The sequence below is a fragment of the Castellaniella defragrans 65Phen genome (assembly GCF_000612685.1).
Classification (GTDB): domain Bacteria; phylum Pseudomonadota; class Gammaproteobacteria; order Burkholderiales; family Burkholderiaceae_B; genus Castellaniella; species Castellaniella defragrans.
In genome coordinates this window covers 3,864,702-3,884,743 of record NZ_HG916765.1, presented here as the reverse complement: position 1 = coordinate 3,884,743, position 20,042 = coordinate 3,864,702, and the positions used below count along the sequence as shown (strand labels likewise).

Below are 20,042 nucleotides of genomic sequence, written 5' to 3'. Positions count from 1 at the left end.
CCGCCGGGTGGTGCCCCATTCTAAATCAAACGATTGTTTGAAAACATAGTGGATATACCGAGATCGGAGCGGCAAAGATACGGGTGCTGCGACAGGCCCGGTGCTGCGGAAGAATCATCCGGCCGGCTCGAACGCGTAAAGAATCCTGCAGGGCTGGCCTTCATGCTGAACGCGCAACTCGCGCATGTGCGCGTGTTTCGATCCCGTGATGCCTGCGGTATGGGGAAAGCCGGGGTGCGGTCGGTGCGGTCGATCGGGCCGGAGCGCCGCGCCGGCTGGAACATGAAAAACCCCGGCGCTGCGGCCGGGGCGCGGAGCCGCCCTGGAGGCGGCCGGTGGCGCTGGGCGCCGAACGTCCGGGGGACGTTTACTTCGCGGCGTTCACCATGTATTCGATGGCGGCCTTGAGCTCTTCGTCGGAGGCTTGCGAGCCGCCGCGCGGGGGCATGGCGCCCACGCCGGAGATGGCGTTCTTCAGCATGGTGTCCAGGCCCGTCTTGACGAAGGGTTCCCAGGAGGCCTTGTCGCCGAACTTGGGCGCGCCGGCCAGGCCGATCGAGTGGCAGGTGATGCAGACCGACTCGTAGAGCTTCTTGCCGACGGCGTTGCCGGCATCGGCCTGGGCTTCGGCCTTGGGCGCGGGCTGGGCCTCGGCCGGCTTGGCTTCGGCGGCCTTGGGAGCTTCCGCCGGGGCGGCCGGCGCGGCGGGTGCCGCTTCGGCCTTGGCGGCGGGGCGGCTTCGGCCTGGGCGGCGTCGCCGGCGGCCGGCTCCTTGGGCTCGTCGAAGCTGGCGCCCGAATGGTTGGTCATGTAGACCACGGCGCGCGCGACCTCGAAGTCGTCCAGCGAGGCGTTGCCGCCCTTCGGGGGCATGGCGCCGATGCCGTGGATGGCGTTCTTCACCAGGTCTTCGTAGCCCTGCTTGATGTACTTGGCCCAGGCGTCCTTGTCGCCGAATTTCGGCGCCCCCGCCACCCCCGTGCCGTGGCAGGCCGAACAGGTGGACTGGAAGACCTGCTCGCCGGTCTTGAAGACCTTGGGCGCGTCGGCGTCGACCAGCTTGAACCCCGCCACGGGCTGGATGCGCCGCGCGATGGCCTCTTCCGACTGGCTGTCCGAGCCGGCGCCCGTGCGGATGGACGTGCCGACCAGATTGACCAGCAGGATGATGATCGCGATCGGGATCAGAAAGGCCAGGATGACGGTGATCAGCAGCTGACGCGGGGTCTTGATGGCGCTTTCGTGTCCGTGGGCGTGTTCGGGGAGGCTCATGATGGGATCCTGATAATCGTTCGTGTTACAGGCTTCAACCGAAGATTATAGCGACTGGCCTGTGCGGCTGCATGGTGCGGGCCGGCAGGCATGAGCAAGCCGCGTGCGGGCAGGGACCGCGCCGGGGCGCGGGCGATTCGCGGCCGATGTCGCCATGCATTTCCGCGGAGTCAGCAGCGGATGCGCAAACACGATACAATGGCGTCCCCGTGTCGCAATGGCGCGGGCGCTCGCGTCGGCTCCTTGGGGCCCTGGCCCGGGCGGATTCGCCGGCCCCCCGCCGGCGCACTGCGCGCCTGTAGTTCAATGGATAGAATGGAAGTCTCCGAAGCTTCTGATACAGGTTCGATTCCTGTCGGGCGCGCCACGCATGAGTCCGGGTACCGGGTAAAGCCAGGACAATTCCAAGTCACCCGCTGCGGCATGAAAGGCATAGAGGCCGTGACGGCCGACACGGCGCATTCGTTCGGCCGCCATACGCACGACCAGTACGGAATCGGTGTTTTGTTCAAGACGGCCGCAAGCGCGTGGTGCACAGTGGTTCAAAACACGCTTGAGCGACCGACATGCCTCGGGTTGCGCGCATGCGCGCCGATGGACGAACCGCCAGAGCGGCGCATCCGCCATCCGTCCGGACACGCGCCGTGCGCTGATCGTCGCCGAGGCCCTGCACGACGCCGCCGGTGACGACATCATCCGTCTGGTCTCGATGCTCGGCGAGGCATTGAGGGTCACCTGGCCCGGCTGTGCCTTGGTTCCGGTGGCGCCGCGCACGGTGGAGCCGCAATGAGCCCGGCATTCTTCCGCACAGTGCGGGTGATCGCGCCGCGCCGCCCGGCACGGGCACTGCCCATAAATCCCCCTCAGCACACCGGCGCCGGCCCCAGCGCCGCGTGGAAGCGCGCCACGTAGTCCTCGAACGAGATCGTATCAGCAGCCTCGATGGCGGCCTGGTCGGCGATGGATTTCCGGGCGGCCGCGTCGTAGGCCGCCAGGGTGTCGTCCGGCAGGCCGCGCGCGCGCAGGAATTCCCAATGGCTCTGGCTTTGCGCCAGGGTCCAGTCGTGGAATTCCCGGCCGCCCTCGCGCAGCGCGGCCAGCAGGCGGGCCGAGGGCGTGTCGTCCGGGTCGCGCGCCTTGGCGCGCTGCGGGTCCAGGGCGGCGGCGTGGCCGCCGTCGCCGGAATGCGCATCCAGCAGCCGGGCATAGGGCTCGATGCGGTCCAGCGCCTCTTCGGCCCAGTCGCGCAGGCTGGTGGCACAGCCGTCGCGCTGCAGCAGCAGGTCGGGGCGGCGGCCTTCGCGGGCGACCAGGGCGAAGTTGTCCTGGCTTTCCTGGCAGAAGCCGGGCGGCGGGAACAGCGGGCTTTCCTCGACCGCGCAGTACAGCAGGAAGGCGTCCAGGAAGCGGCTGGTCTGGACCGCGATGCCGGCGGGCGCCCAGGGATCGATGTCCATGCAGCGCACCTCGATGTACTGGATGCCGCGCTGGCGCAGCACGGTGTTGGGCCGTTCGCAGCGGCCCGTGGCCTGCTTGGGCCGGATGCTGGAATAGTATTCGTTCTCGATCTGCAGGATGTTGGTGTTGAGCTGGATGCGCCGGTCGTCGCGGTGGGTGCCGATGGCCTCGTAGGCGGGCCAGGGGGTGGTGACGGCGCGGTGGATGCGGGCGGTGAAGGTGTCCAGGTCGTTGTAGCAGAGCTGCAGGTCGGACTGGATCGGGCTCTTGTAGCCCAGGTCGCTCATGCGCAGGCTGGTGGCCCAGGGCATGCAGTAGGTGTCCGGGCTGAGCCGCGTGAGCCGCGTTTCGTAGCCGGCGCGCTGCAGGAAGCTGCGCGACACGGCGGGCGAGGCCCCGAACAGGTACATCAGCAGCCAGGCGTGGCGCGTGAAATTGCGGATCAGGGCCATGTAGCCGGTATTGCGGCGGTCCTGCGGCGTGTCGCCGTCGGCCAGCAGGTCCCAGGCGGCCTCGGGCAGCGAGAAGTTGTAGTGCACGCCGGCGATGCATTGCATGACCTTGCCGTAGCGCCAGGCCAGGCCCAGGCGGTAGACGTGCTTGAGCATGCCGGTGTTGGACGTGCCGTACCAGGCGACGGGGATGTCGGCTTCCGGCGGCAGGTGCGCCGGCATGGACTGGTTCCAGATCGGCTCGCCGGGATTGCGCAGGGCGACGAAGCTGTGGATGTCGGTCAGCTCGCCGATCAGCGACTCGGCATCGGGCAGGGGGCGGGTGATGAGTTCCAGCAGGGATTCGGAATAGTCGGTGGTGATGCGGGGGTTGGTCAGTGCCGATCCCAGCGCGGACGGGTGCGGCGTCATGGCCAGGTTCCCCGATGCGTCCACCCGCAGGCCTTCTTTTTCGATCCCGCGCCGGATGGCGCGCAACAGTTCTGGTTGCGCCGCCAGGTGGGCGCGCCGTTCCGAGGCCAGGCTCATGATGAATGGGTACCGGGTTGGTCTGAATAGGAGGATTTTAGCTGCATCGCCGGACGGCCCGGTCCGGAGGTGCGCCCGGAATCGCAGGCCTGCCCCGGTGCGGCATTCCGCCTGGAATCGCCGCCTTGCCCCGGTACGGCATCCCGCCTGGAATCGCTGCCCTGTCCCGGTGCGGCGGCCCGCGCCGGCTCGATGGCGCGCCGCGGGGCCGGCGCGCGCGACGTACAATGCGGCCGATGGGGCCCGGCGCGGGACCGGGCGATCGGCGAGGGGGGCGGCTCGTGTTCAGGATTCTGGCGGTGGTCGGTTGCTGCGCGGCCTTGCTGGCCGCCTGTTCGCCCACCTTCGACTGGCGGCCGGTGGCTTTCGGCCAGGACGGCGCGGCCGGGGTCCTGCCGGATACGCCGCAGGCGCAGACGCGTCCGGTGGCCTTCGAGGGCCGGACGCTGGATCTGACGATGCGCTCGGCGCAGGCCGGCGGCGTGCTGTTCGCGCTGGGGGCGGCGCCCCTGCCGCCCGATTGGGCCGCCGACGAGCCGGCCCGGCGGCGCCTGGCCCGCTGGGCGGTCGAGGCCCTGTACCGCAACGCCGGCGCGGAGCCGCCCGGCCCGGACGCCGATCCGGAGCGGCGGTTTTCATTCGAGGGGCGGGGGCCGCAAGGCCCCGTGCGGGTCGAAGCGCAGGTCAGGGTGACGTCGACCGAATGGCTGGAGGCCGTGGTGATTGCCGGCCCCGATGACCATGCGCGCGCGCCGGTGGATGATTTCTGGCTGTCGCTGCGTTGGCCGGACGGGGCGGTCTCAGCAGGTCCTGGCGCATTGCCGCGGTGATGGCGGCCTGGCGGGTGCGCACGTCCAGCTTGTCGCAGGTGTTGGCGATGTGGAAGTTGGCGGTTCGCTCGCTGATGCCCAGGATGCGCCCGATTTCCCAACTGGTCTTGCCCTGTGCCGCCCAGTACAGGCACTCGTGTTCCCGCTCGGTCAGCCGCTTCATGTGACGCGCCCCCCTTGTTTCTTATATGCCCTAATGAAAGTTATCGTGAGCAAATGTATCACCATCGTCGCGTTTGTCGAATAGGGAATGTGGAAAACGTTGATGTGCCTTAAGTCTGGCCTGGCTTGAGGCTGTTTTGGGCGCGTTTTGGGGTCGGTTTTGGGGTGTCTTGGGGTCGGTTTGGAATCTGTTGAGGCGGATTCGATGCGGCTTTGAGGCCCTTCCGGGCTCGGTTTGAGGCTGGTTTGAGGTCGATGCCGGCCGGTCCGTGGTGCGGAAACACGCCCCGGACGCCGCCCGGCGCGGAGTACGGCGGTCCCAGGCGGCCCGGCGCCGCCGCTGGCGCGGCACCGGTGGCCGGGCATGATCCGGCGGACATGATCAGTCGGGCATGATCCGGCGGGCATGACAGGGCTGACCAGGCTTGCCAGCGTGGCAGGCCGCGGTGCTAGAATGAAACACGAATTGGCGCCGATTTGCCTGATCCGCTTGCGGGCGCTCCATAAATCCAGCTAAAGAGGTCCCATGACCACGACCGCCGTTTCCCCCGTGCCCGCCTGCGAGCCGGCCGCCCCCGCCATCGACCCGCGCACCGTGCCGGAAGGCAGCGTGGGCTTCGTCTCCCCGCAGTTCCTGCATTTCTCCGATCCCCTCACGCTGTCCAGCGGCCAGGTGCTGCCGTCCTACACCCTGGCGGTGGAAACCTACGGCCAGTTGAACGCCGCGCGCAGCAACGCGGTGCTGATCTGCCACGCCCTGAACGCCTCGCACCACGTGGCCGGGATGGACGCCGAGCGCCCGGACCGGATCGGCTGGTGGGACAACATGGTCGGCCCCGGCAAGGCGGTGGACACCGACCGGTTCTTCGTCATCGGCATCAACAACCTCGGCTCGTGTTTCGGCTCCACCGGGCCGGCCACGATCGATCCCGCCACCGGCCGCCCCTGGGGGGCGTCGTTCCCGCTGCTGACGGTCGAAGACTGGGTGCATGCCCAGGCACGCGTGGCCGACCATTTCGGCATCGAGCGCTTCGCCGCCGTGATGGGCGGCTCGCTGGGCGGCATGCAGGCCCTCAGCTGGGCGATCACCTGCCCGGAACGGGTGGGCGACTGCATCGTGATCGCCAGCACGGCGCGCCTGTCGGCGCAGAACATCGCCTTCAACGAGGTCGCCCGCCGCGCCATCCTGACCGATCCGGATTTCCGCGGCGGGGATTACCACGCCCACGGCGTGGTGCCGGCCAACGGCCTGTCGGTGGCGCGCATGGTGGGCCACATCACCTATCAGTCCGACGAGGTCATGGCCTCGAAGTTCGGCCGCGCGCAGCGCGCGCCCGGCCCCACGGGCGACTACCGCTACAACTACGACGTCGAATTCGAGGTCGAGTCCTACCTGCGCCACCAGGGGGAAAAGTTCTCCCGCTATTTCGACGCCAACACCTACCTGCTGCTGACCCGCGCCCTGGATTATTTCGATCCGGCGCGCGCGCACGGCGGCGATCTGGCGCGCGCCCTGGCGGCCGCGCAGGCGCGCTTCCTGCTGGTGTCCTTCACCACCGACTGGCGCTTCGCCCCCGAGCATTCGCGCGAGATCGTCCGCGCCCTGCTGAAGAACCAGCGCGAAGTCACCTACGCCGAGATCGACGCGCCGCACGGCCACGACGCCTTCCTGCTGGGCGACCGGCGCTACCACGCGGTGGTGCAGGGTTACTACGACGGCATCGCCGCCCGCCTGGGTCTGGGCGAGCGCCGCCGCGTGACGGGGGTGCTGGCGGCGGGAACGCCTGCATCGGGAGTATCGGCATCGGGAGTATCGGCATCGGGCGTATCGGCATCGGGCGTATCGGCATCGGGAGTATCGGCATCGGGAGTATCGGCATCGGTGATGTCGGCATCCGAAAGTTCGGCCTCGGGGGTGTCGGCCTCGGAGGTGCGGGCATGACGACGCTGCGGGCGGCGGTGCCGCAATCGGCCGCCCCGGACGGGGCCGCGGAAAAGGATTCGCCGCTGCGGATCGACCTGCTGCGGATCGCCGAATGGATCGAGCCGGGCAGCCGCGTGCTGGACCTCGGGTGCGGCGACGGCCGGCTGCTCGACTACCTGCAGCGCACCCGCCAGGTGCGCGGCGCCGGGGTCGAGCTCGACGACGAGCGCATGATCGCGGCGGTGCGGCGCGGGGTGCGCGTGATCCAGCAGAACCTCGAAGAAGGCCTGGCGCTGTTCGACGACCGCCAGTTCGACACGGTGGTGCTGTCGCAGACCCTGCAGTCCATGCACCATACGGAACACATCCTGCGGGAAATGGCGCGGGTGGCCCATTACGGCATCGTGTCCTTCCCCAATTTCGGCTACTGGCCGCACGGCTGGTCGATCCTGCGCGGGCGCATGCCGGTCAACGAACAGATGCCCTACCAGTGGTACGACACGCCCAACATCCACCTGTGCACCCTGCGGGACTTCCAGGACCTGGCGGCGCGGCTGGGGCTGCGGGTGACGCACCTGGCGACGTTCCGCGGCGAGCGGGAAATCCATTGGCTGCGCGGCTGGCGCAGCCAGCTCGCGGTCTACCGCTTCAAATCGCCCGACGGCGGGCGCGCATGACGCAGGTGCGGGGCGCGGACACGGGCGTGGCCGGCGCCGGGGCTCCGACGCAAGGCTGGCGGGTCTACGGCGGCCGGCGCGTCGCCCCCCTGCTGGTCCTGGGCTTTGCCAGCGGCCTGCCGCTGGCGCTGACCTCCGGCACGCTGCAGGCCTGGGCCACGGTGGCGCAGGTCTCGCTGCAGAGCATCGGCTTCCTGACGCTGGCGGGCACGGCCTACACGCTGAAATTCCTCTGGGCGCCGCTGGTGGACCGCTACGCGCCTCCCTGGCTGGGGCGGCGGCGCGGCTGGGTCTTCCTGACGCAGTGGCTGCTGGCGGCCTCGATCGCCGCCATGGGCTTGTTCGACCCCGGTTCGGAACTGCGGGTGCTGGCCTTGCTGGCGGTCTGGGTGGCCTTCCTGTCCGCGACCCAGGACATCGCCTTCGACGCCTACAGCACCGACGTGCTGCGCCAGGACGAGCGCGCCGCGGGCGCGGCGCTGAAGGTCATGGGCTACCGGCTGGCGATGGTGGTGTCCGGCGGCCTGGCGCTGATCCTGGCCGACCAGTGGCTGGGCTGGGGCGCCATGTACATGCTGATGGGCGGATTGATGGCGCTGGCGTCCCTGGCGACCCTGTGGGCGCCGGAGCCCGAGCGCGCCGCCCTGCCGCCGCGCACCCTGCGCGAAGCCGTGGCCGAGCCGCTGAAGGAATTCTTCGGCCGGCGGGGGGCCTGGGCCATCCTGCTGCTCATCGTGCTCTACAAGCTGGGCGATGCGTTCGCGGGCGCGCTGTCCACCACCTTCCTTATCCGGGGCGCCGGCTTCGACGTCACCGAGGTCGGCATGGTCAACAAGGTCTTCGGCCTGGTCGCCACCATCGTCGGCGCGCTGGCCGGCGGCGCGCTGATGACGCGCCTGGGCCTGTACCGCGCCCTGATGGCCTTCGGCTTGCTGCAGGCGGTCTCGAACCTCGGCTACTGGCTGCTGGCCGTGACGCCGCCGCACCTGTATTCGATGGCGGTGGTGGTGGCGGTCGAAAACCTGTGCGGCGGCCTGGGCACGGCGGCTTTCGTGGCGCTGCTCATGGCCCTGTGCCAGGCGCAATTCTCCGCGACGCAGTTCGCGCTGCTGTCGGCGCTTTCGGCCGTGGGCCGCACCTATCTGGCCGGGCCGCTGACGCCGGTGCTGGTGGCCGCGTTCGGCTGGCCGGTCTTCTTCGTCCTGACCGTGGCGATCGCCCTGCCGGGGCTGGGCCTGCTGTGGTGGATGCGCGGCCGGATCCGGGAGCTGGATGCGTCGGCCTGAGGCCGCGCCGGGCATGCTTCCGGGCGGTTCTCATCCTGCCCGGTCGCTGTGTTCCGGCGGTTCAGCCGGGTAGGGGCGGGTCGTCTTCCCGCGCGCCGGCGGCGAACGCCCGGGGCGTGACGCCGGTGTGCGCGCGAAAGGCCGCGATGAAGGACGACAGGCTGTCGTAGCCGCAGGCCAGCGCCACGTCGGTGATGCGCTCGCCGCGTTCCAGCAGCGGCAGGGCGTGCACCAGCCGGGCGCGCTGGCGCCACAGGCGGAATCCCAGCCCCGTCTGCCGCTGGAACAGGCGCGTCAGGGTCTTGTCCGACACGCCCAGGCGGCGGCTGAACGCGCCCAGGTCCAGGGCGCTGTCGGGATGGCTCTGCAGCTGGCGGCAGACGGATTGCAGGCGCGGGTCGGTGGGCCAGGGCAGGATCAGTCCGGCGTCCGGGCTGACGGCCAGCTGGTCCACCAGCACCCGGGCGAGGCGGCCGTCCGGGCCGTCGGGGTCGTATTCGATGGGCAGGGTGCTGAAGCGCCGGATCAGTTCGTGCAGCAGGGGGCTGACGGCCAGCACCCGGCAGGCGGGCCAGTCCAGGCCCAGAGCGTCGGCGTCCAGGTACAGGCTGCGGATGACGGTGTGCGACGATTGCCGCACCTGGTGCGTGACCCCGGCCGGGATCCAGACCGCGCGCTGCGCCAGGGCGACGAAGCGGGCGTCCGGCGTCCAGACCTGCAGGTAGCCCTGGGTGGCGTAGGACAGCTGCGCCCAGGTGTGCTTGTGATGGCGCGGGATGAGGATGTTCGACTGGCTGTCGATGTGGCCGTAGACGGGCCGGGGCAGGCGGCGCAGGCCGCCGCGCCGGCCCGGAACGGCGGCATTGCCTGGGCTTTTGCCGGGGTTGCCGCCGGCCCGGACGGTGTCCGCGGCGACCTGGATGCCGCTTTGCATGTCCGTTCGAGAATGTTTCATAGCTGTTTACCGCCAAACATGGCTTCCCAGCCAGTTTAACCTTCTCTGCGAGAGCCCCGGACCGCCGGAGCGCCCACTTTCATGATGTCGAAATTACGTCTGCTGTTCGATCGTTTCACCCTGATCCTGATCGCGGTCGTCACGGCCGCCACGGTCTTGCCGGCCCACGGCCAGGGCGCGGTGTTCTTTGAACGGCTCACGGCTGCAGCCATCGCGTTGCTGTTCTTCCTGCATGGGGCCAAGCTATCCCGCGAGGCCATCATCGCAGGCGCCACGCACTGGCGGCTGCATGGCGTGATCTTCATCTGGACATTCGTGATTTTCCCCATCCTGGGGTGGGTGCTTCGGCCGGTTCTTCTGCCGCTGCTGGGCGAGCCGCTCTACGTGGGCATCGTCTACCTGACGGTGCTGCCCGGCACGGTCCAGTCGGCCATCGCCTTCACATCCATCGCGCGCGGCAACGTGCCCGCGGCGGTCTGCGCGGCCTCTGCTTCCAGCATCGTCGGCATCGTCATCACTCCCCTGCTGCTGCAGTTGTTTCTGGGCGCGGACACGTCCGCCCTGGGCGGCAGTTCGCTGCTGCAGGCGATCGGCCGCATCAGTGTGCAGATCTTCCTGCCTTTCGTCGCCGGCCACCTGATGCGTCCGGTGATCGGCCGCTGGATGGACGGCCACCGCAAGCTCGTCACCAGCGTGGACCAGAGTTCGATCCTGCTGGTGGTCTACACGGCCTTCAGCGAGTCGGTGATCGGCGGGCTGTGGCAGACGGTGGATTCGATCTCGCTTGCCTGGCTGGTGGTGGCCTGCTGCGGGCTGCTGGCGCTGGTGCTGGTGCTCAATACGTGGTCGGCGCGGCGCATGGGCTTCAACCGGGCAGACGAGATCACGATCGTGTTCTGCGGCTCGAAGAAGAGCATGGCCACCGGCGTGCCGATGGCCGGGGTGCTGTTCAGCGCGGGCGCCATCGGGCCGGTGCTGCTGCCGCTGATGATCTTCCACCAGATCCAGCTGATGGTGTGCGCGGTGCTGGCGCAGCATTATTTGCGGGCGGGGCAGCAGCAGGATTCGTCTGGGCGTCGTGCCGCTGCTTGATTCGGGCTTTTTGTTGTCTGGGTTTCTAGCCTGCGTTTTGGGTCTGGGTTTTTAACCCGCCCGCCGCCCCCGCGCCCCGCCGGGGCCAGGTCGGCGCGGCTCGGGCGCAGGTCGTGCGCCCTCGGCCTGCGGCTGCCCGCCCCTCCAACAGGCCCCGGCGGGGCGCGGGAGCGACAGGCTGGATAATGTATCGGCCCTGAATTATAAATAACTCATTGATTTTATTGTAAAATAAAGCCACTCCAGACTATCAAATCCCCCAAAAACAGCCCGCTGGGGCTCATTTTCTGGGAGATTGCCCCGAAACCGCATGAGCCAGATTGACGATTTTTTCCGCAGCCGCCTGGACCAGATGATTGATCTGCGTAAACCCCTGGCGGTGCTTGCCACGCATATTCCTTGGCAGGAACTGGAGGCGGCTGTCGCACACCGTTTTGCGCGTCAGGTGCGCACCGGCCGGCAGGTTGAGGATATTGATCTGTTTGGCCCGACGATGGCCGTGGTAGGGGCCGGCCATTCAAACGCGGGGCGTCCCCGGCTGCCGATGCGGCTGATGATTTCGCTGCTGTATCTGAAGCACACCTTCAACGAGAGCGATGAAGGCGTCTGCGAACGCTGGAGCGATGCACCCACCTGGCAGTATTTTTCGGGGCAGGAGTATTTCGAGAATCGCCTGCCGTGCGATCCCAGCGCCATCAGCCGATTCCGGGGGCTGTTGGGTGAGGAAGGCGTCGAAGAGCTGCTGGTGCAGACTTTGGTGGTGGCCATCAAGCTGGGGCTGATCGAGCGCACGGCGATGCAGTCGGTGATAGTGGACAGCACCGTGCAAGCCAAGGCGGTGGCGCATCCCACCGACAGCCGTTTGCTGGAGGTGGCGCGCCAGAAGATCGCCTGCGCGGCCAAGGCGCACGGCATTGCGTTAAAGCAGAGCTACGCCAAGGAAGGCCGGGAGCTGGCCAGGAAAGCGGGCCGCTATGCGCATGCCAAGCAGTATCGGCGCATGCATAAGACGATCAAGCGCCAGCGCACGATTCTGGGCCGTCTGGCGCGTGACATTGAGCGCAACAAGACGGTGCTGGCGCAGAGCATCCAGGACGCCTTGGACCCGTTATTGGCTCGCGCACATAAGATCGCGGCTCAGAGCCGTCGGGGCGCGAAGGTGAAGGGAAAAGACAAGGTCTACAGCTGGCACGCCGATGAGGTGGAGTGCATCAGCAAGGGCAAGGCCCGTACGCCCTATGAGTTTGGAGTGAAGGTGGGCATTGTCACCACCTTGAAGGGGAATCTGATCGTGGGAGCACGCAGCTTCCCTGGCAATCCGTACGATGGCCACACACTGGCCGAGCAGTTGGAGCAGTCCCGCATCCTGATGGAGGCGGTGGACGTGGCTCCGCAGACCGTCTACACGGATCTGGGCTATCGAGGCGTTGATGCCGAGATCCCGGAATATAGCCTTAAACACCGAGGCAAATTCAAACGTCTCACCGACCAGGAGCGCCGAATGCTTAAACGGCGCCAGGCGGTGGAGCCGGTCATTGGGCATCTGAAAAGCGATCATGGAATGAATCGCTGTCATTTGAAAGGCCAAACGGGTGATGCGATCCATGCGGTGTTGTGCGCGGCAGGCTTCAATATCAAGTGGCTGCTGCGCATGATTGCCCGCAAGGGCATCGGCCCTTTATTTTTGTGCCGATTTATTGCGTGGATTGGTCGTCAGATTCAACGCCTGATGCCCATGATGGGCTCAAGAGGCGATTGGGTTGATCCGGTGGGCTGCCTGCCCTATCGAAATCCGTGGCCTCGGATCGCCGGAAATTCAGCCTGAAACAGGACAAATGAATTTTTCAGGGACGACTAATTAAAAAGGGCCTGGAAACCCAGGCCCCAATCCACGGAGAAAATCCTTCGTCAGGCGGTCGTGTGCAGCAGCGTGCCCACCATGCCGCCGTTTGCCAGTTGCGGCGCAGTGGGCACCGAGTTGACCAGGCTGAGGATGGTGTTGGCCTGGCCGTCCAGGACCTTGCGCAGCAGCAGGTTGTCTTTTTCCTGCATCATGTTCCAGTTTTGCAGGCCGGTCGCCGCGGCGACGGTGCCTTCGATGGAATCGGACATGGGAACTCCTGTAAAAATGCGGCCTGCGCATGGGAACGCGGACGACGGAAAACGGATCTGTTCTCTTCTACGGCATCGATTGTACTTTCTTTAGGCCGTTCATGACGACCACACCCCTCGTCGGACGGTCATGCGCTACGCTATGACTGACCGCGATCGGCTGGCGACATTTCGAGTACATGATCATGCCATTGAGCCCAAATCCCCCTGATTATACGAGCTGCTGTGTCGTTGGAGGCGGGCCGGCCGGCATGATGCTGGCGTTGCTGCTGGCCCGGGCGGGCGTCCCAGTGACCGTCCTGGAAAAGCATGGCGATTTCCTGCGCGACTTCCGTGGCGATACCGTCCATCCTTCGACCCTGCAGATCCTCCAGGAACTCGACCTGCTGAAAAAGTTTGAACAACTGCCCCAGCGGCACGAGCGCCTTCTGAGTGGGTTGATCGCGGGGCACGAGCAGCCTGTGGTGGATTTCAGTGGGTTGCGGCCGTTCGACTATCTGGCGCTGGTGCCGCAATGGGATTTTCTCAATCTGTTGGCCGACGCAGGCAGGCGCTACCAGGCCTTCGATCTGCGCATGCGCCATAAGGCCACCGGCCTGATCACGGAAAATGGGCGTATGGTCGGCGTTCGGGTCGAATCACCCGAGGGGAATCATGAACTGCGCGCCGCTCTGGTGGTGGCCTGCGACGGGCGCCATTCCCTGATGCGCGAGGCGGCCGGCTTGCCAAGCAAGGACTACGGTGCCCCCATGGATGTGCTGTGGTTCCGGTTGCCGCGCGCGCCACACGATCCACAGGGCACTTTCGGCATTGCGAACGATGGCCGCTTGATGATCCTTCTAAACCGCAACGATTATTGGCAGACGGCTTTCGTGGTGCCCAAAGGCAGCGACGCCGCCTTGCGTGCCCGGCCGATCGACGGCCTGCGCGATGCGGTTGCGCGGCTTGCGCTATTCCTGTCCGATCGCAAGGATAGTATTGAGGGCTGGGATGCGGTCAGCACGCTGGCTGTGCAGGTCGATCGCCTGGAGTGCTGGCACAGGCCCGGTTTGCTGTTGATCGGGGACGCTGCGCACGCCATGTCGCCGATCGGTGGCGTCGGCATCAATCTGGCGATTCAGGACGCCGTCGCCGCAGCCAATGCGCTGGCGGCGCCGTTGCGTGAGGGACGCCGTATCGACGAGACGCTGCTCGCATCCATCCAGCGGCGGCGCGAGTTTCCAGTGCGTGTGGTGCAGCGGGTACAACTGGCCATTCAGAACCGCATCATCAGCCGGGCGCTGGAGGCGGGCGGTGGGCCGCCGCGCATTCCTTGGCTGCTTCGCCTGTTGCTGAAATTCCGCGTGGTACGCAACCGCCCCGCTCAGCTATTTGGCTACGGGATTCGCCAGGAACATGTGCGCACGCCGTGCATTGACCAAGCCGAAGTCGGCGTTGACCAGGGCGTTCACGACCAATCGTAATCGATCGTCAGAGGCGCGTGGTCACTGAATCTCGGCTCCCGGTGAATGGAGGCGGCGCGCGCACGCGCGGCGATGCCGGGAGTGGCGATGTGGTAGTCGATGCGCCAGCCGACGTTCTTGGCCCAGGCCTGGCCGCGGTTGCTCCACCAGGTGTAGGCCTCGCCGGTGGCGTCCGGGTGCAGGCGGCGGTAGACGTCCACCCAGCCGTGTTCGTCGAAGATCTTGCTCAGCCAGGCGCGCTCTTCGGGCAGGAAGCCGCTGTTCTTCAGGTTGCCTTTCCAGTTCTTCAGGTCGATTTCCTTGTGGGCGATGTTCCAGTCGCCGCAGATGATGAATTCGCGGCCGGTGTCGCGGTGTTCCTGCATCAGCCCGTCCAGCCAGGCCTCGAAGTGGTCGAGGAAGCGGTATTTGGCGGCCTGGCGTTCGTCGCCGCTGGAGCCCGAGGGCAGGTAGGCGCTGACGACGGTCAGGCCGGGCCAGTCGGCGCGCAGGATGCGGCCTTCGGCGTCGAATTCGGGGCAGCCCATGCCCGCGGTGATGGCTTCGGCCGGCTGGCGCAGGTAGAGGCCCACGCCGCTGTAGCCCTTTTTCTCGGCGTGGTGGAAGTGCCCGGTCAGGCCGTCGGGATGGCGCACGTCCTCGGCCAGGTCGCCGTCCTGGATCTTGATTTCCTGCAGGCAGACGATGTCGGGGCGGGCGTCGGCGAGCCAGTCGGCCAGCCCCTTGCGGAAGGCCGAGCGGATGCCGTTGACGTTCAGGGAGGTGATCCGCAGCACGTGGGTGTCCGGTTGGTCATTGCAGCTTGAACTTTAACCTACCCGGCTCACGGGGCTCGAGACGAGGTGCCCGCCAGCCGGGAGGCGGCCCGGGCTCAATCGAATCGGAAGCTGGACACGGTCAGCCCGCCCGCAGCCTCGGTTTCGTGGTGGCAGAGGCTGGCGGGGCCGTCGCCCGCCGCACCGTTGGCGACGAACAGGGGCACCAGGTGGTCTTCCATGGGGTGGGCGATCCGGGCGGCGGGGGCTTGTTCCCAGTCCCGCAGCCGCTCGTGGCGCTCCGCTGCCGAGGCCGGCGTCATTGCGTTCCGCAGCCAGGTGTCGAACTGGATGGACGGCTCGCGTCCCGCCGGGCCGAACAGGCGCAGGTTGTGGTAGCTGAGCCCGCTGCCGACGATCAGGATGTTCTCGTCGCGCAGCGGCGCCAGGGCGGCACCCAGCCGGTGGTGCCAGTCCGGATCGAAGCCGCGTTCGATCGAGAGCTGGACCATGGGGATGTCCGCTGCCGGGAACATGACGTGGGCGGGCACGAAGGCGCCGTGGTCGAAGCCGCGCTGCGGGTCGAAGTCCACGGGGATGCCGTCGGCCCGCAGCAGATCCGCCGTGCGCGCGGCCAGTTCCGGCGAGCCGGGCGCGGGGTAGCGGATTTCGTAGGTGTGGGCGGGAAAGCCGTAGTAGTCGTACAGCATGTCCGGCTGCGGGTGGCTGCCCAGCAGCACGCCGCCGCGGGTGATCCAGTGCGCCGACACCATCAGGATTGCCGCGGGACGGCGGGGCAGGGCGGCGGGGATCGCCTGCAGCGCGGCGGTCAGGGGCGCGTAGGCGTCCCGCTTTTCGGGCATCCAGGGCCAGGGGCCGCCGCCGTGGGACAGGAAATAGACGGGTTGACGCATGAGATGGCCTTGCAGGTCGGCAGGAACGAAAAGGACATGATAGCCGCATGGCCGCGCTTCATGCGTGCCGGGGCGACGGGCGCCCGCCATGGCGCATGGGAGTATGCCCTGCCTCCGCCTTCGCCCCGCTCGGATCCCGCCCAAATATCCGATAATGTGCCCTTTCCCGCACAGAGATCATTCGCCATGCCTGGTTCCCGCGCCCAAGCCTTCGTCCGTTTCGCCCTGGAACAGGGCGTCTTGAATTTCGGCGACTTCACGATGAAATCCGGCCGCCGCAGCCCGTATTTCTTCAACGCGGGCCTGTTCAACGACGGCGCCAGCGTCGGCCGCCTGGGCCAGTTCTACGCTCAGGCGCTGGCCGATTCCGGGCTGGACTTCGACATGCTGTTCGGCCCCGCGTACAAGGGCATCCCCCTGGCCACCACCGCCGCGATCGCCCTGTCGAACCATCCCGCGCGGGCCGACCGCGCGGTGCCCTTCGCCTTCAATCGCAAGGAAGCCAAGGACCACGGCGAAGGCGGCACGCTGGTCGGCGCGCCGTTGAAGGGCCGCGTGGTGATCATCGACGATGTGATCACGGCGGGCACGTCCGTGCGCGAATCCGTCGCCCTGATCCGTGCCGCCGGCGCCCAGCCCGCCGCCGTGCTGATCGCCCTGGACCGCATGGAACGCGCCGGCGCGGACGACGCGCTGTCCGAGGGCTCGGCCGTCCAGGAAGTCGAACGGGCCTACGGCATCCCCGTGGTCAGCATCGCCTCGCTGGCCGACATCATGGCTTTGCTGGAAGACGACGCCACCCTGGCCAAGCACCGCGACGCCGTGTCGGCGTACCGGGGCAAATACGGGGTGTGATCAGGGTACACGGCCGGGCCTCGAACCCGATGGTCGTTGTTGCGTCAGGACGGCGTGCGCCCCCGCCCGGCGCGCTGTTCGAGTCCGCCGGACAGCATGGCCTCAGCAGGGAGGCAAGCGAGCCACTGTTCGAGCAAGACGGGTGCGGTCAGTCCGGGGGACTGACCGCCTTGCGAGTTTGGCGAGCGCCCTGATGAGGCCATGATGCCCGGGCAGTCCCGGCAAAGCCGGGACCGGGCGAGCTGCGCGCCGGGCGGGGGCGCACGCCGGCCGAGATGACAGCCCCGGCCAAGACCGATCAAGAAAGCCCCGGCCAAGACCGATCAAGACTCCAGCTTCCGCTTCAGAACCTCGTTCACCTGCTGCGGATTCGCCTTGCCCTTGGCCGCCTTCATCACCTGGCCGACCAGCGAATTGAATGCCTTCTGCTTGCCCGCCCGGTATTCCTCCACGATCGCCGGATTGGCCGCCAGCACCGTGTCGATCATCGCCTCGATCGCCCCCGTGTCGCTGATCTGGCGCAGCCCGCGCGACTCGATGATCGCGTCCGGATCGCCGCCCGACTCGCCCGTCCACATCGCCGCGAACACGTCGCGCGCGATCTTCGTCGAGATCGTCCCGTCCAGCACCCGCGCGATCAGCGCCGCCAGGCGCCGCGGGGACACCGGCGACGCGCCGATGTCCAGGCCGTCGCGGTTCAGCGCGGCGGACAGCTCGCCCAGGATCCAGTTGGCGGCCTGCTTCGCCTGGCCGGCGGGCAGGGCGGCCGCCGCGGCCTCGAAATAGTCCGCCGTCGCGCGGTGCAGCGTCAGCTGGGCCGCGTCGTAGGCCGACAGGCCCAGGTCGGCCTCGAAGCGCGCGCGCTTGGCCGCCGGCAGCTCCGGCATCGCCTGGCGCACCTGCTCGATCCAGTCCGGCGCCACCACCAGCGGCGGCAGATCCGGATCGGGGAAATAGCGGTAATCGTCGGAATCTTCCTTCGTGCGCATGCTGCGGGTTTCGTCGCGGTCGGCGTCGTACAGGCGCGTTTCCTGCACCACCCTGCCGCCGTCCTCGATCAGCTCGATCTGGCGGCGCGCTTCGTACTGGATCGCGCGTTCCAGGAAACGGAAGGAATTCAGGTTCTTGATCTCGCAGCGCGTGCCGAATTCGGCCTGGCCGCGCGGGCGCACCGACACGTTGGCGTCGCAGCGGAAAGAGCCTTCCTGCATGTTGCCGTCGCAGATGCCCAGCCACACTACCAGCCCGTGCAGCGTGCGCGCATAGGCCACCGCCTCGGCGGCCGAGCGCATCTCGGGTTCAGACACGATTTCCAGCAGCGGCGTGCCGGCGCGGTTCAGGTCGATGCCGCTGGACGATTCCCCGTGCGGCCCGGTGAAATGCTCGTGCAGCGACTTGCCCGCGTCCTCTTCCAGGTGGGCGCGGGTCAGGCGCACCGTGTGTTCCTGCTCGCCCACGAAGAAGGACAGCTGCCCGCCCACCACGATCGGCAGCTCGAACTGGCTGATCTGGTAGTTCTTCGGCAGGTCGGGGTAGAAATAGTTCTTGCGCGCGAACACCGAGCGCTCGGCCACCCGGGCGCCCACGGCCAGGCCGAACTGGATCGCGCGTTCCACCGCGCCGCGGTTCATGGCCGGCAGCGAGCCGGGCAGGGCCATGTCCACGGCGTTGGCCTGGGTGTTGGGCTCGGCGCCGAAGCGCGTGCTGCTGCGGGAAAAGATTTTCGACCGCGTGGAGAGCTGGGCGTGGGTTTCCAGCCCGATGACGATTTCCCAATCCATTATGCGTGTCCCGGGGTGCGTTGGTGCCAGTCGGTGGCCTGCTGGTAGCGGTCGGCCAGGGCCAGCAGGCGGCCTTCGTCGAAATAGCGGCCGATGAGCTGCAGCCCGATGGGCAGGCGGCCCGATTCGCCGCCGAAGCCGCAGGGGATGGACATGCCCGGCAGGCCCGCCAGGCTGACGCCCAGCGTGTAGATGTCGCCCAGCCAGTCGGCGATCGGGTCCTGGCGGTTGTCGCCGATGCGGCGCGCCACGGCGGGGGTGACCGGGCCCATGATCACGTCGCAGTCCTCGGTCAGGACCCGGCGGAAGTCGTCGGCGATCATGCGCCGCACGCGCTGGGCCTGCAGGTAGTAGGCGTCGTAGTAGCCGTGCGACAGCACGTAGGCGCCCACCAGGATGCGGCGGCGGACCTCGTCGCCGAAGCCCTCGGAGCGGGACCGGCTGGTCATGTCGGCCAGGTCGGCGTAAACGGCTGCGCGGTGGCCGTAGCGCACCCCGTCGTAGCGCGACAGGTTGCTGGAGGCCTCGGCCGGGGCGATCACGTAGTAGGCCGGGATCGACAGGCGTGTGCGCGGCAGGGACACGTCCACGCGCACTGCGCCCAGGGATTCGAAGACCCGCAGGGCCGCTTCGACGGCGGCGCCGACCTCGGCGGACAGGCCTTCGTTGAGGAACTCGCGCGGCACGCCGATGCGCAGCCCCGCCAGCGGGCGCTCGCCGCCCGCCTGGAAGCCGGCCTGGGCGGCATCGAACGCGGCCTGGACGCGGCCGGCGGCGTTGGGCGCGCCGTCGCAGGATTCCAGGCTGGTGGAGTCGCGCGGGTCGAAGCCGCTCATGGCGTCCAGCAGCGGCACCAGGTCGCGGGCGCTGCGCGCCAGGGGGCCGGCCTGGTCCAGGCTGGAGGCGTAGGCGATGATGCCGTAGCGCGAGACCGTGCCGTAGGTGGGCTTGATGCCGCTGACGCCGCACAGGGCGGCGGGCTGGCGCACCGAGCCGCCGGTGTCCGTGCCGGTGGCGCCCAGCACCAGGCCGGCGGCCACGGCGGCGGCGGAGCCGCCGGACGAGCCGCCCGGGACGCGTTCCGGGTCCCAGGGATTGCGCACCGGGCCGAAGGCGGAATTCTCGTTGCCCGAGCCCATGGCGAATTCGTCGCAGCTGAGCTTGCCCAGCGAGACGGCGCCGGCCTCGCGCCAGCGCTCGACCACGGCGGCGTCGAAGGGGCTGACGTAGCCGGCCAGCATCCGGCTGGCGGCGGTGGTGCGCCAGCCGCGCGTCACGAACAGGTCCTTGTGGGCCACGGGGATGCCGGTGAGCGGCCCGGCGGCGCCCGCGGCCAGCGCCTGGTCGGCGGCGCGCGCCTGCGCCAGGGTCAGGTCGTCGTCGATGTGCAGGAAGACGTTAGGGTCGGCGTAGGCGCGCGCCGCGCGCAGGGCGTCGGCGGCCAGCTCAAAGGCGCTGACGCGCCGGGCGCGCAGGGCCGCGCCCAGCGCCTGGATGCTGTGGAATTCTGCAAGCTGGTTCATGGC

The 20,042-nt window shown here is 68.1% G+C and carries 15 protein-coding genes, 1 tRNA gene, 3 pseudogenes and 1 riboswitch; of the genes and pseudogenes, 10 read left to right on the top strand and 9 right to left on the bottom strand.

The genetic code is table 11. The features are described 5' to 3' along the window. Positions 1-367 precede the first annotated feature (367 nt). Positions 368-1,272 (bottom strand): annotated as a pseudogene (locus BN940_RS17440) (c-type cytochrome). Between the two features lie 292 nt (positions 1,273-1,564). Between BN940_RS17440 and BN940_RS17435 the strand changes: the two are divergent. Beyond that, positions 1,565-1,639: transfer RNA gene (locus tag BN940_RS17435), tRNA-Arg, on the top strand. 186 nt (positions 1,640-1,825) lie between these two features. Next, on the top strand, positions 1,826-2,062 hold the full coding sequence (locus BN940_RS19140; protein ID WP_148305004.1) for a hypothetical protein: 237 nt from the start codon (positions 1,826-1,828) through the stop codon (positions 2,060-2,062). 73 nt (positions 2,063-2,135) lie between these two features. Here the strand turns inward: BN940_RS19140 and gshA are convergent, their stop codons facing one another. Further along, positions 2,136-3,713, bottom strand: a complete 1,578-nt coding sequence (gene gshA / locus BN940_RS17430) for a glutamate--cysteine ligase (protein ID WP_420864857.1) — start codon at positions 3,711-3,713, stop codon at positions 2,136-2,138. Between the two features lie 278 nt (positions 3,714-3,991). On the opposite strand from gshA, the gene BN940_RS20040 reads away from it, so the two are divergent. Then, positions 3,992-4,540 carry a hypothetical protein gene (locus tag BN940_RS20040; protein WP_242404346.1) on the top strand — a complete coding sequence of 183 codons (549 nt, stop codon included), beginning with the start codon at positions 3,992-3,994 and terminating at the stop codon, positions 4,538-4,540. Positions 4,541-4,592: 52 nt separating this feature from the next. Here BN940_RS20040 and BN940_RS20035 read toward each other — a convergent pair. After that, positions 4,593-4,703: pseudogene (locus BN940_RS20035) on the bottom strand (helix-turn-helix domain-containing protein); the annotation flags it as partial. Between the two features lie 458 nt (positions 4,704-5,161). Continuing rightward, a riboswitch (SAM riboswitch) is annotated at positions 5,162-5,240 on the top strand. On the opposite strand from BN940_RS20035, the pseudogene metX reads away from it, so the two are divergent. The 3 genes and pseudogenes from metX to BN940_RS17410 form a co-directional block, all read left to right on the top strand. After that, positions 5,229-6,443, top strand: a pseudogene (gene metX / locus BN940_RS17420) (homoserine O-succinyltransferase MetX); the annotation flags it as partial. It overlaps the preceding riboswitch by 12 nt. 197 nt (positions 6,444-6,640) lie before the next feature. Further along, positions 6,641-7,303, top strand: a complete 663-nt coding sequence (gene metW, locus BN940_RS17415; protein WP_084330768.1) for a methionine biosynthesis protein MetW — start codon at positions 6,641-6,643, stop codon at positions 7,301-7,303. Further along, complete coding sequence (locus BN940_RS17410; protein WP_084330767.1) at positions 7,300-8,589, top strand: muropeptide transporter; 1,290 nt, start codon at positions 7,300-7,302, stop codon at positions 8,587-8,589. The genes metW and BN940_RS17410 overlap by 4 nt, the downstream gene beginning before the upstream one ends. 61 nt (positions 8,590-8,650) lie before the next feature. Here the strand turns inward: BN940_RS17410 and BN940_RS17405 are convergent, their stop codons facing one another. Continuing rightward, positions 8,651-9,544, bottom strand: a complete 894-nt coding sequence (locus BN940_RS17405) for an AraC family transcriptional regulator (RefSeq protein WP_242404230.1) — start codon at positions 9,542-9,544, stop codon at positions 8,651-8,653. A gap of 84 nt (positions 9,545-9,628) precedes the next feature. Between BN940_RS17405 and BN940_RS17400 the strand changes: the two genes are divergently transcribed. Together BN940_RS17400 and BN940_RS17395 are read left to right on the top strand one after the other, a co-directional pair. Further along, a complete protein-coding gene (locus BN940_RS17400) occupies positions 9,629-10,636 on the top strand; it encodes a bile acid:sodium symporter family protein (RefSeq protein WP_043687990.1) in 1,008 nt (335 codons plus the stop codon). Between the two features lie 310 nt (positions 10,637-10,946). Continuing rightward, entirely contained in the window at positions 10,947-12,461 is a 1,515-nt protein-coding gene (locus BN940_RS17395) for an IS5 family transposase (protein ID WP_148304855.1), read from the top strand. Positions 12,462-12,544: 83 nt separating this feature from the next. Here BN940_RS17395 and BN940_RS17390 read toward each other — a convergent pair whose 3' ends face one another. After that, complete coding sequence (locus tag BN940_RS17390; RefSeq protein WP_043685169.1) at positions 12,545-12,748, bottom strand: hypothetical protein; 204 nt, start codon at positions 12,746-12,748, stop codon at positions 12,545-12,547. A 179-nt stretch (positions 12,749-12,927) separates the two neighbouring features. On the opposite strand from BN940_RS17390, the gene BN940_RS17385 reads away from it, so the two are divergent. Then, positions 12,928-14,211 (top strand): FAD-dependent oxidoreductase, encoded by a 1,284-nt coding sequence (locus tag BN940_RS17385; RefSeq protein WP_323029231.1) that lies wholly within the window; start codon positions 12,928-12,930, stop codon positions 14,209-14,211. On the opposite strand, the gene BN940_RS17380 is transcribed toward BN940_RS17385, so the two are convergent. Both BN940_RS17380 and BN940_RS17375 read right to left on the bottom strand, forming a co-directional pair. Continuing rightward, positions 14,196-14,987, bottom strand: a complete 792-nt coding sequence (locus tag BN940_RS17380) for an exodeoxyribonuclease III (RefSeq protein WP_043685166.1) — start codon at positions 14,985-14,987, stop codon at positions 14,196-14,198. The two genes, BN940_RS17385 and BN940_RS17380, sit on opposite strands and share 16 nt — an antisense overlap. A gap of 95 nt (positions 14,988-15,082) precedes the next feature. Continuing rightward, complete coding sequence (locus BN940_RS17375) at positions 15,083-15,880, bottom strand: DODA-type extradiol aromatic ring-opening family dioxygenase (protein WP_043685163.1); 798 nt, start codon at positions 15,878-15,880, stop codon at positions 15,083-15,085. Between the two features lie 186 nt (positions 15,881-16,066). Here BN940_RS17375 and pyrE point away from each other — a divergent pair, with 186 nt between their 5' ends. Further along, positions 16,067-16,735 (top strand): orotate phosphoribosyltransferase, encoded by a 669-nt coding sequence (pyrE, locus tag BN940_RS17370; protein WP_043685161.1) that lies wholly within the window; start codon positions 16,067-16,069, stop codon positions 16,733-16,735. A 323-nt stretch (positions 16,736-17,058) separates the two neighbouring features. Here pyrE and gatB read toward each other — a convergent pair whose 3' ends face one another. Then, the gene (gene gatB / locus BN940_RS17365; protein ID WP_043685158.1) at positions 17,059-18,516 is read right to left on the bottom strand and encodes an Asp-tRNA(Asn)/Glu-tRNA(Gln) amidotransferase subunit GatB; all 1,458 of its coding nucleotides are present in this window, start codon (positions 18,514-18,516) and stop codon (positions 17,059-17,061) included. After that, positions 18,516-20,039, bottom strand: a complete 1,524-nt coding sequence (gene gatA / locus BN940_RS17360) for an Asp-tRNA(Asn)/Glu-tRNA(Gln) amidotransferase subunit GatA (RefSeq protein ID WP_043685155.1) — start codon at positions 20,037-20,039, stop codon at positions 18,516-18,518. Before gatA ends, gatB begins: the two co-directional genes overlap by 1 nt. Positions 20,040-20,042 lie beyond the last annotated feature (3 nt).

Bases quoted from the DNA above. Each gene is read 5' to 3' on its own strand.
- pyrE (WP_043685161.1), top strand. From the start codon at position 16,067: ATGCCTGGTTCCCGCGCCCAAGCCTTCGTCCGTTTCGCCCTGGAACAG.
- gatB (WP_043685158.1), bottom strand. From the start codon at position 18,516: ATGGATTGGGAAATCGTCATCGGGCTGGAAACCCACGCCCAGCTCTCC.
- BN940_RS17395 (WP_148304855.1), top strand. From the start codon at position 10,947: ATGAGCCAGATTGACGATTTTTTCCGCAGCCGCCTGGACCAGATGATT.
- BN940_RS17405 (WP_242404230.1), bottom strand. From the start codon at position 9,544: ATGAAACATTCTCGAACGGACATGCAAAGCGGCATCCAGGTCGCCGCG.
- BN940_RS17390 (WP_043685169.1), bottom strand. From the start codon at position 12,748: ATGTCCGATTCCATCGAAGGCACCGTCGCCGCGGCGACCGGCCTGCAA.
- metW (WP_084330768.1), top strand. From the start codon at position 6,641: ATGACGACGCTGCGGGCGGCGGTGCCGCAATCGGCCGCCCCGGACGGG.
- BN940_RS17400 (WP_043687990.1), top strand. From the start codon at position 9,629: ATGTCGAAATTACGTCTGCTGTTCGATCGTTTCACCCTGATCCTGATC.
- BN940_RS17385 (WP_323029231.1), top strand. From the start codon at position 12,928: ATGATCATGCCATTGAGCCCAAATCCCCCTGATTATACGAGCTGCTGT.
- BN940_RS17375 (WP_043685163.1), bottom strand. From the start codon at position 15,880: ATGCGTCAACCCGTCTATTTCCTGTCCCACGGCGGCGGCCCCTGGCCC.
- gatA (WP_043685155.1), bottom strand. From the start codon at position 20,039: ATGAACCAGCTTGCAGAATTCCACAGCATCCAGGCGCTGGGCGCGGCC.
- BN940_RS17410 (WP_084330767.1), top strand. From the start codon at position 7,300: ATGACGCAGGTGCGGGGCGCGGACACGGGCGTGGCCGGCGCCGGGGCT.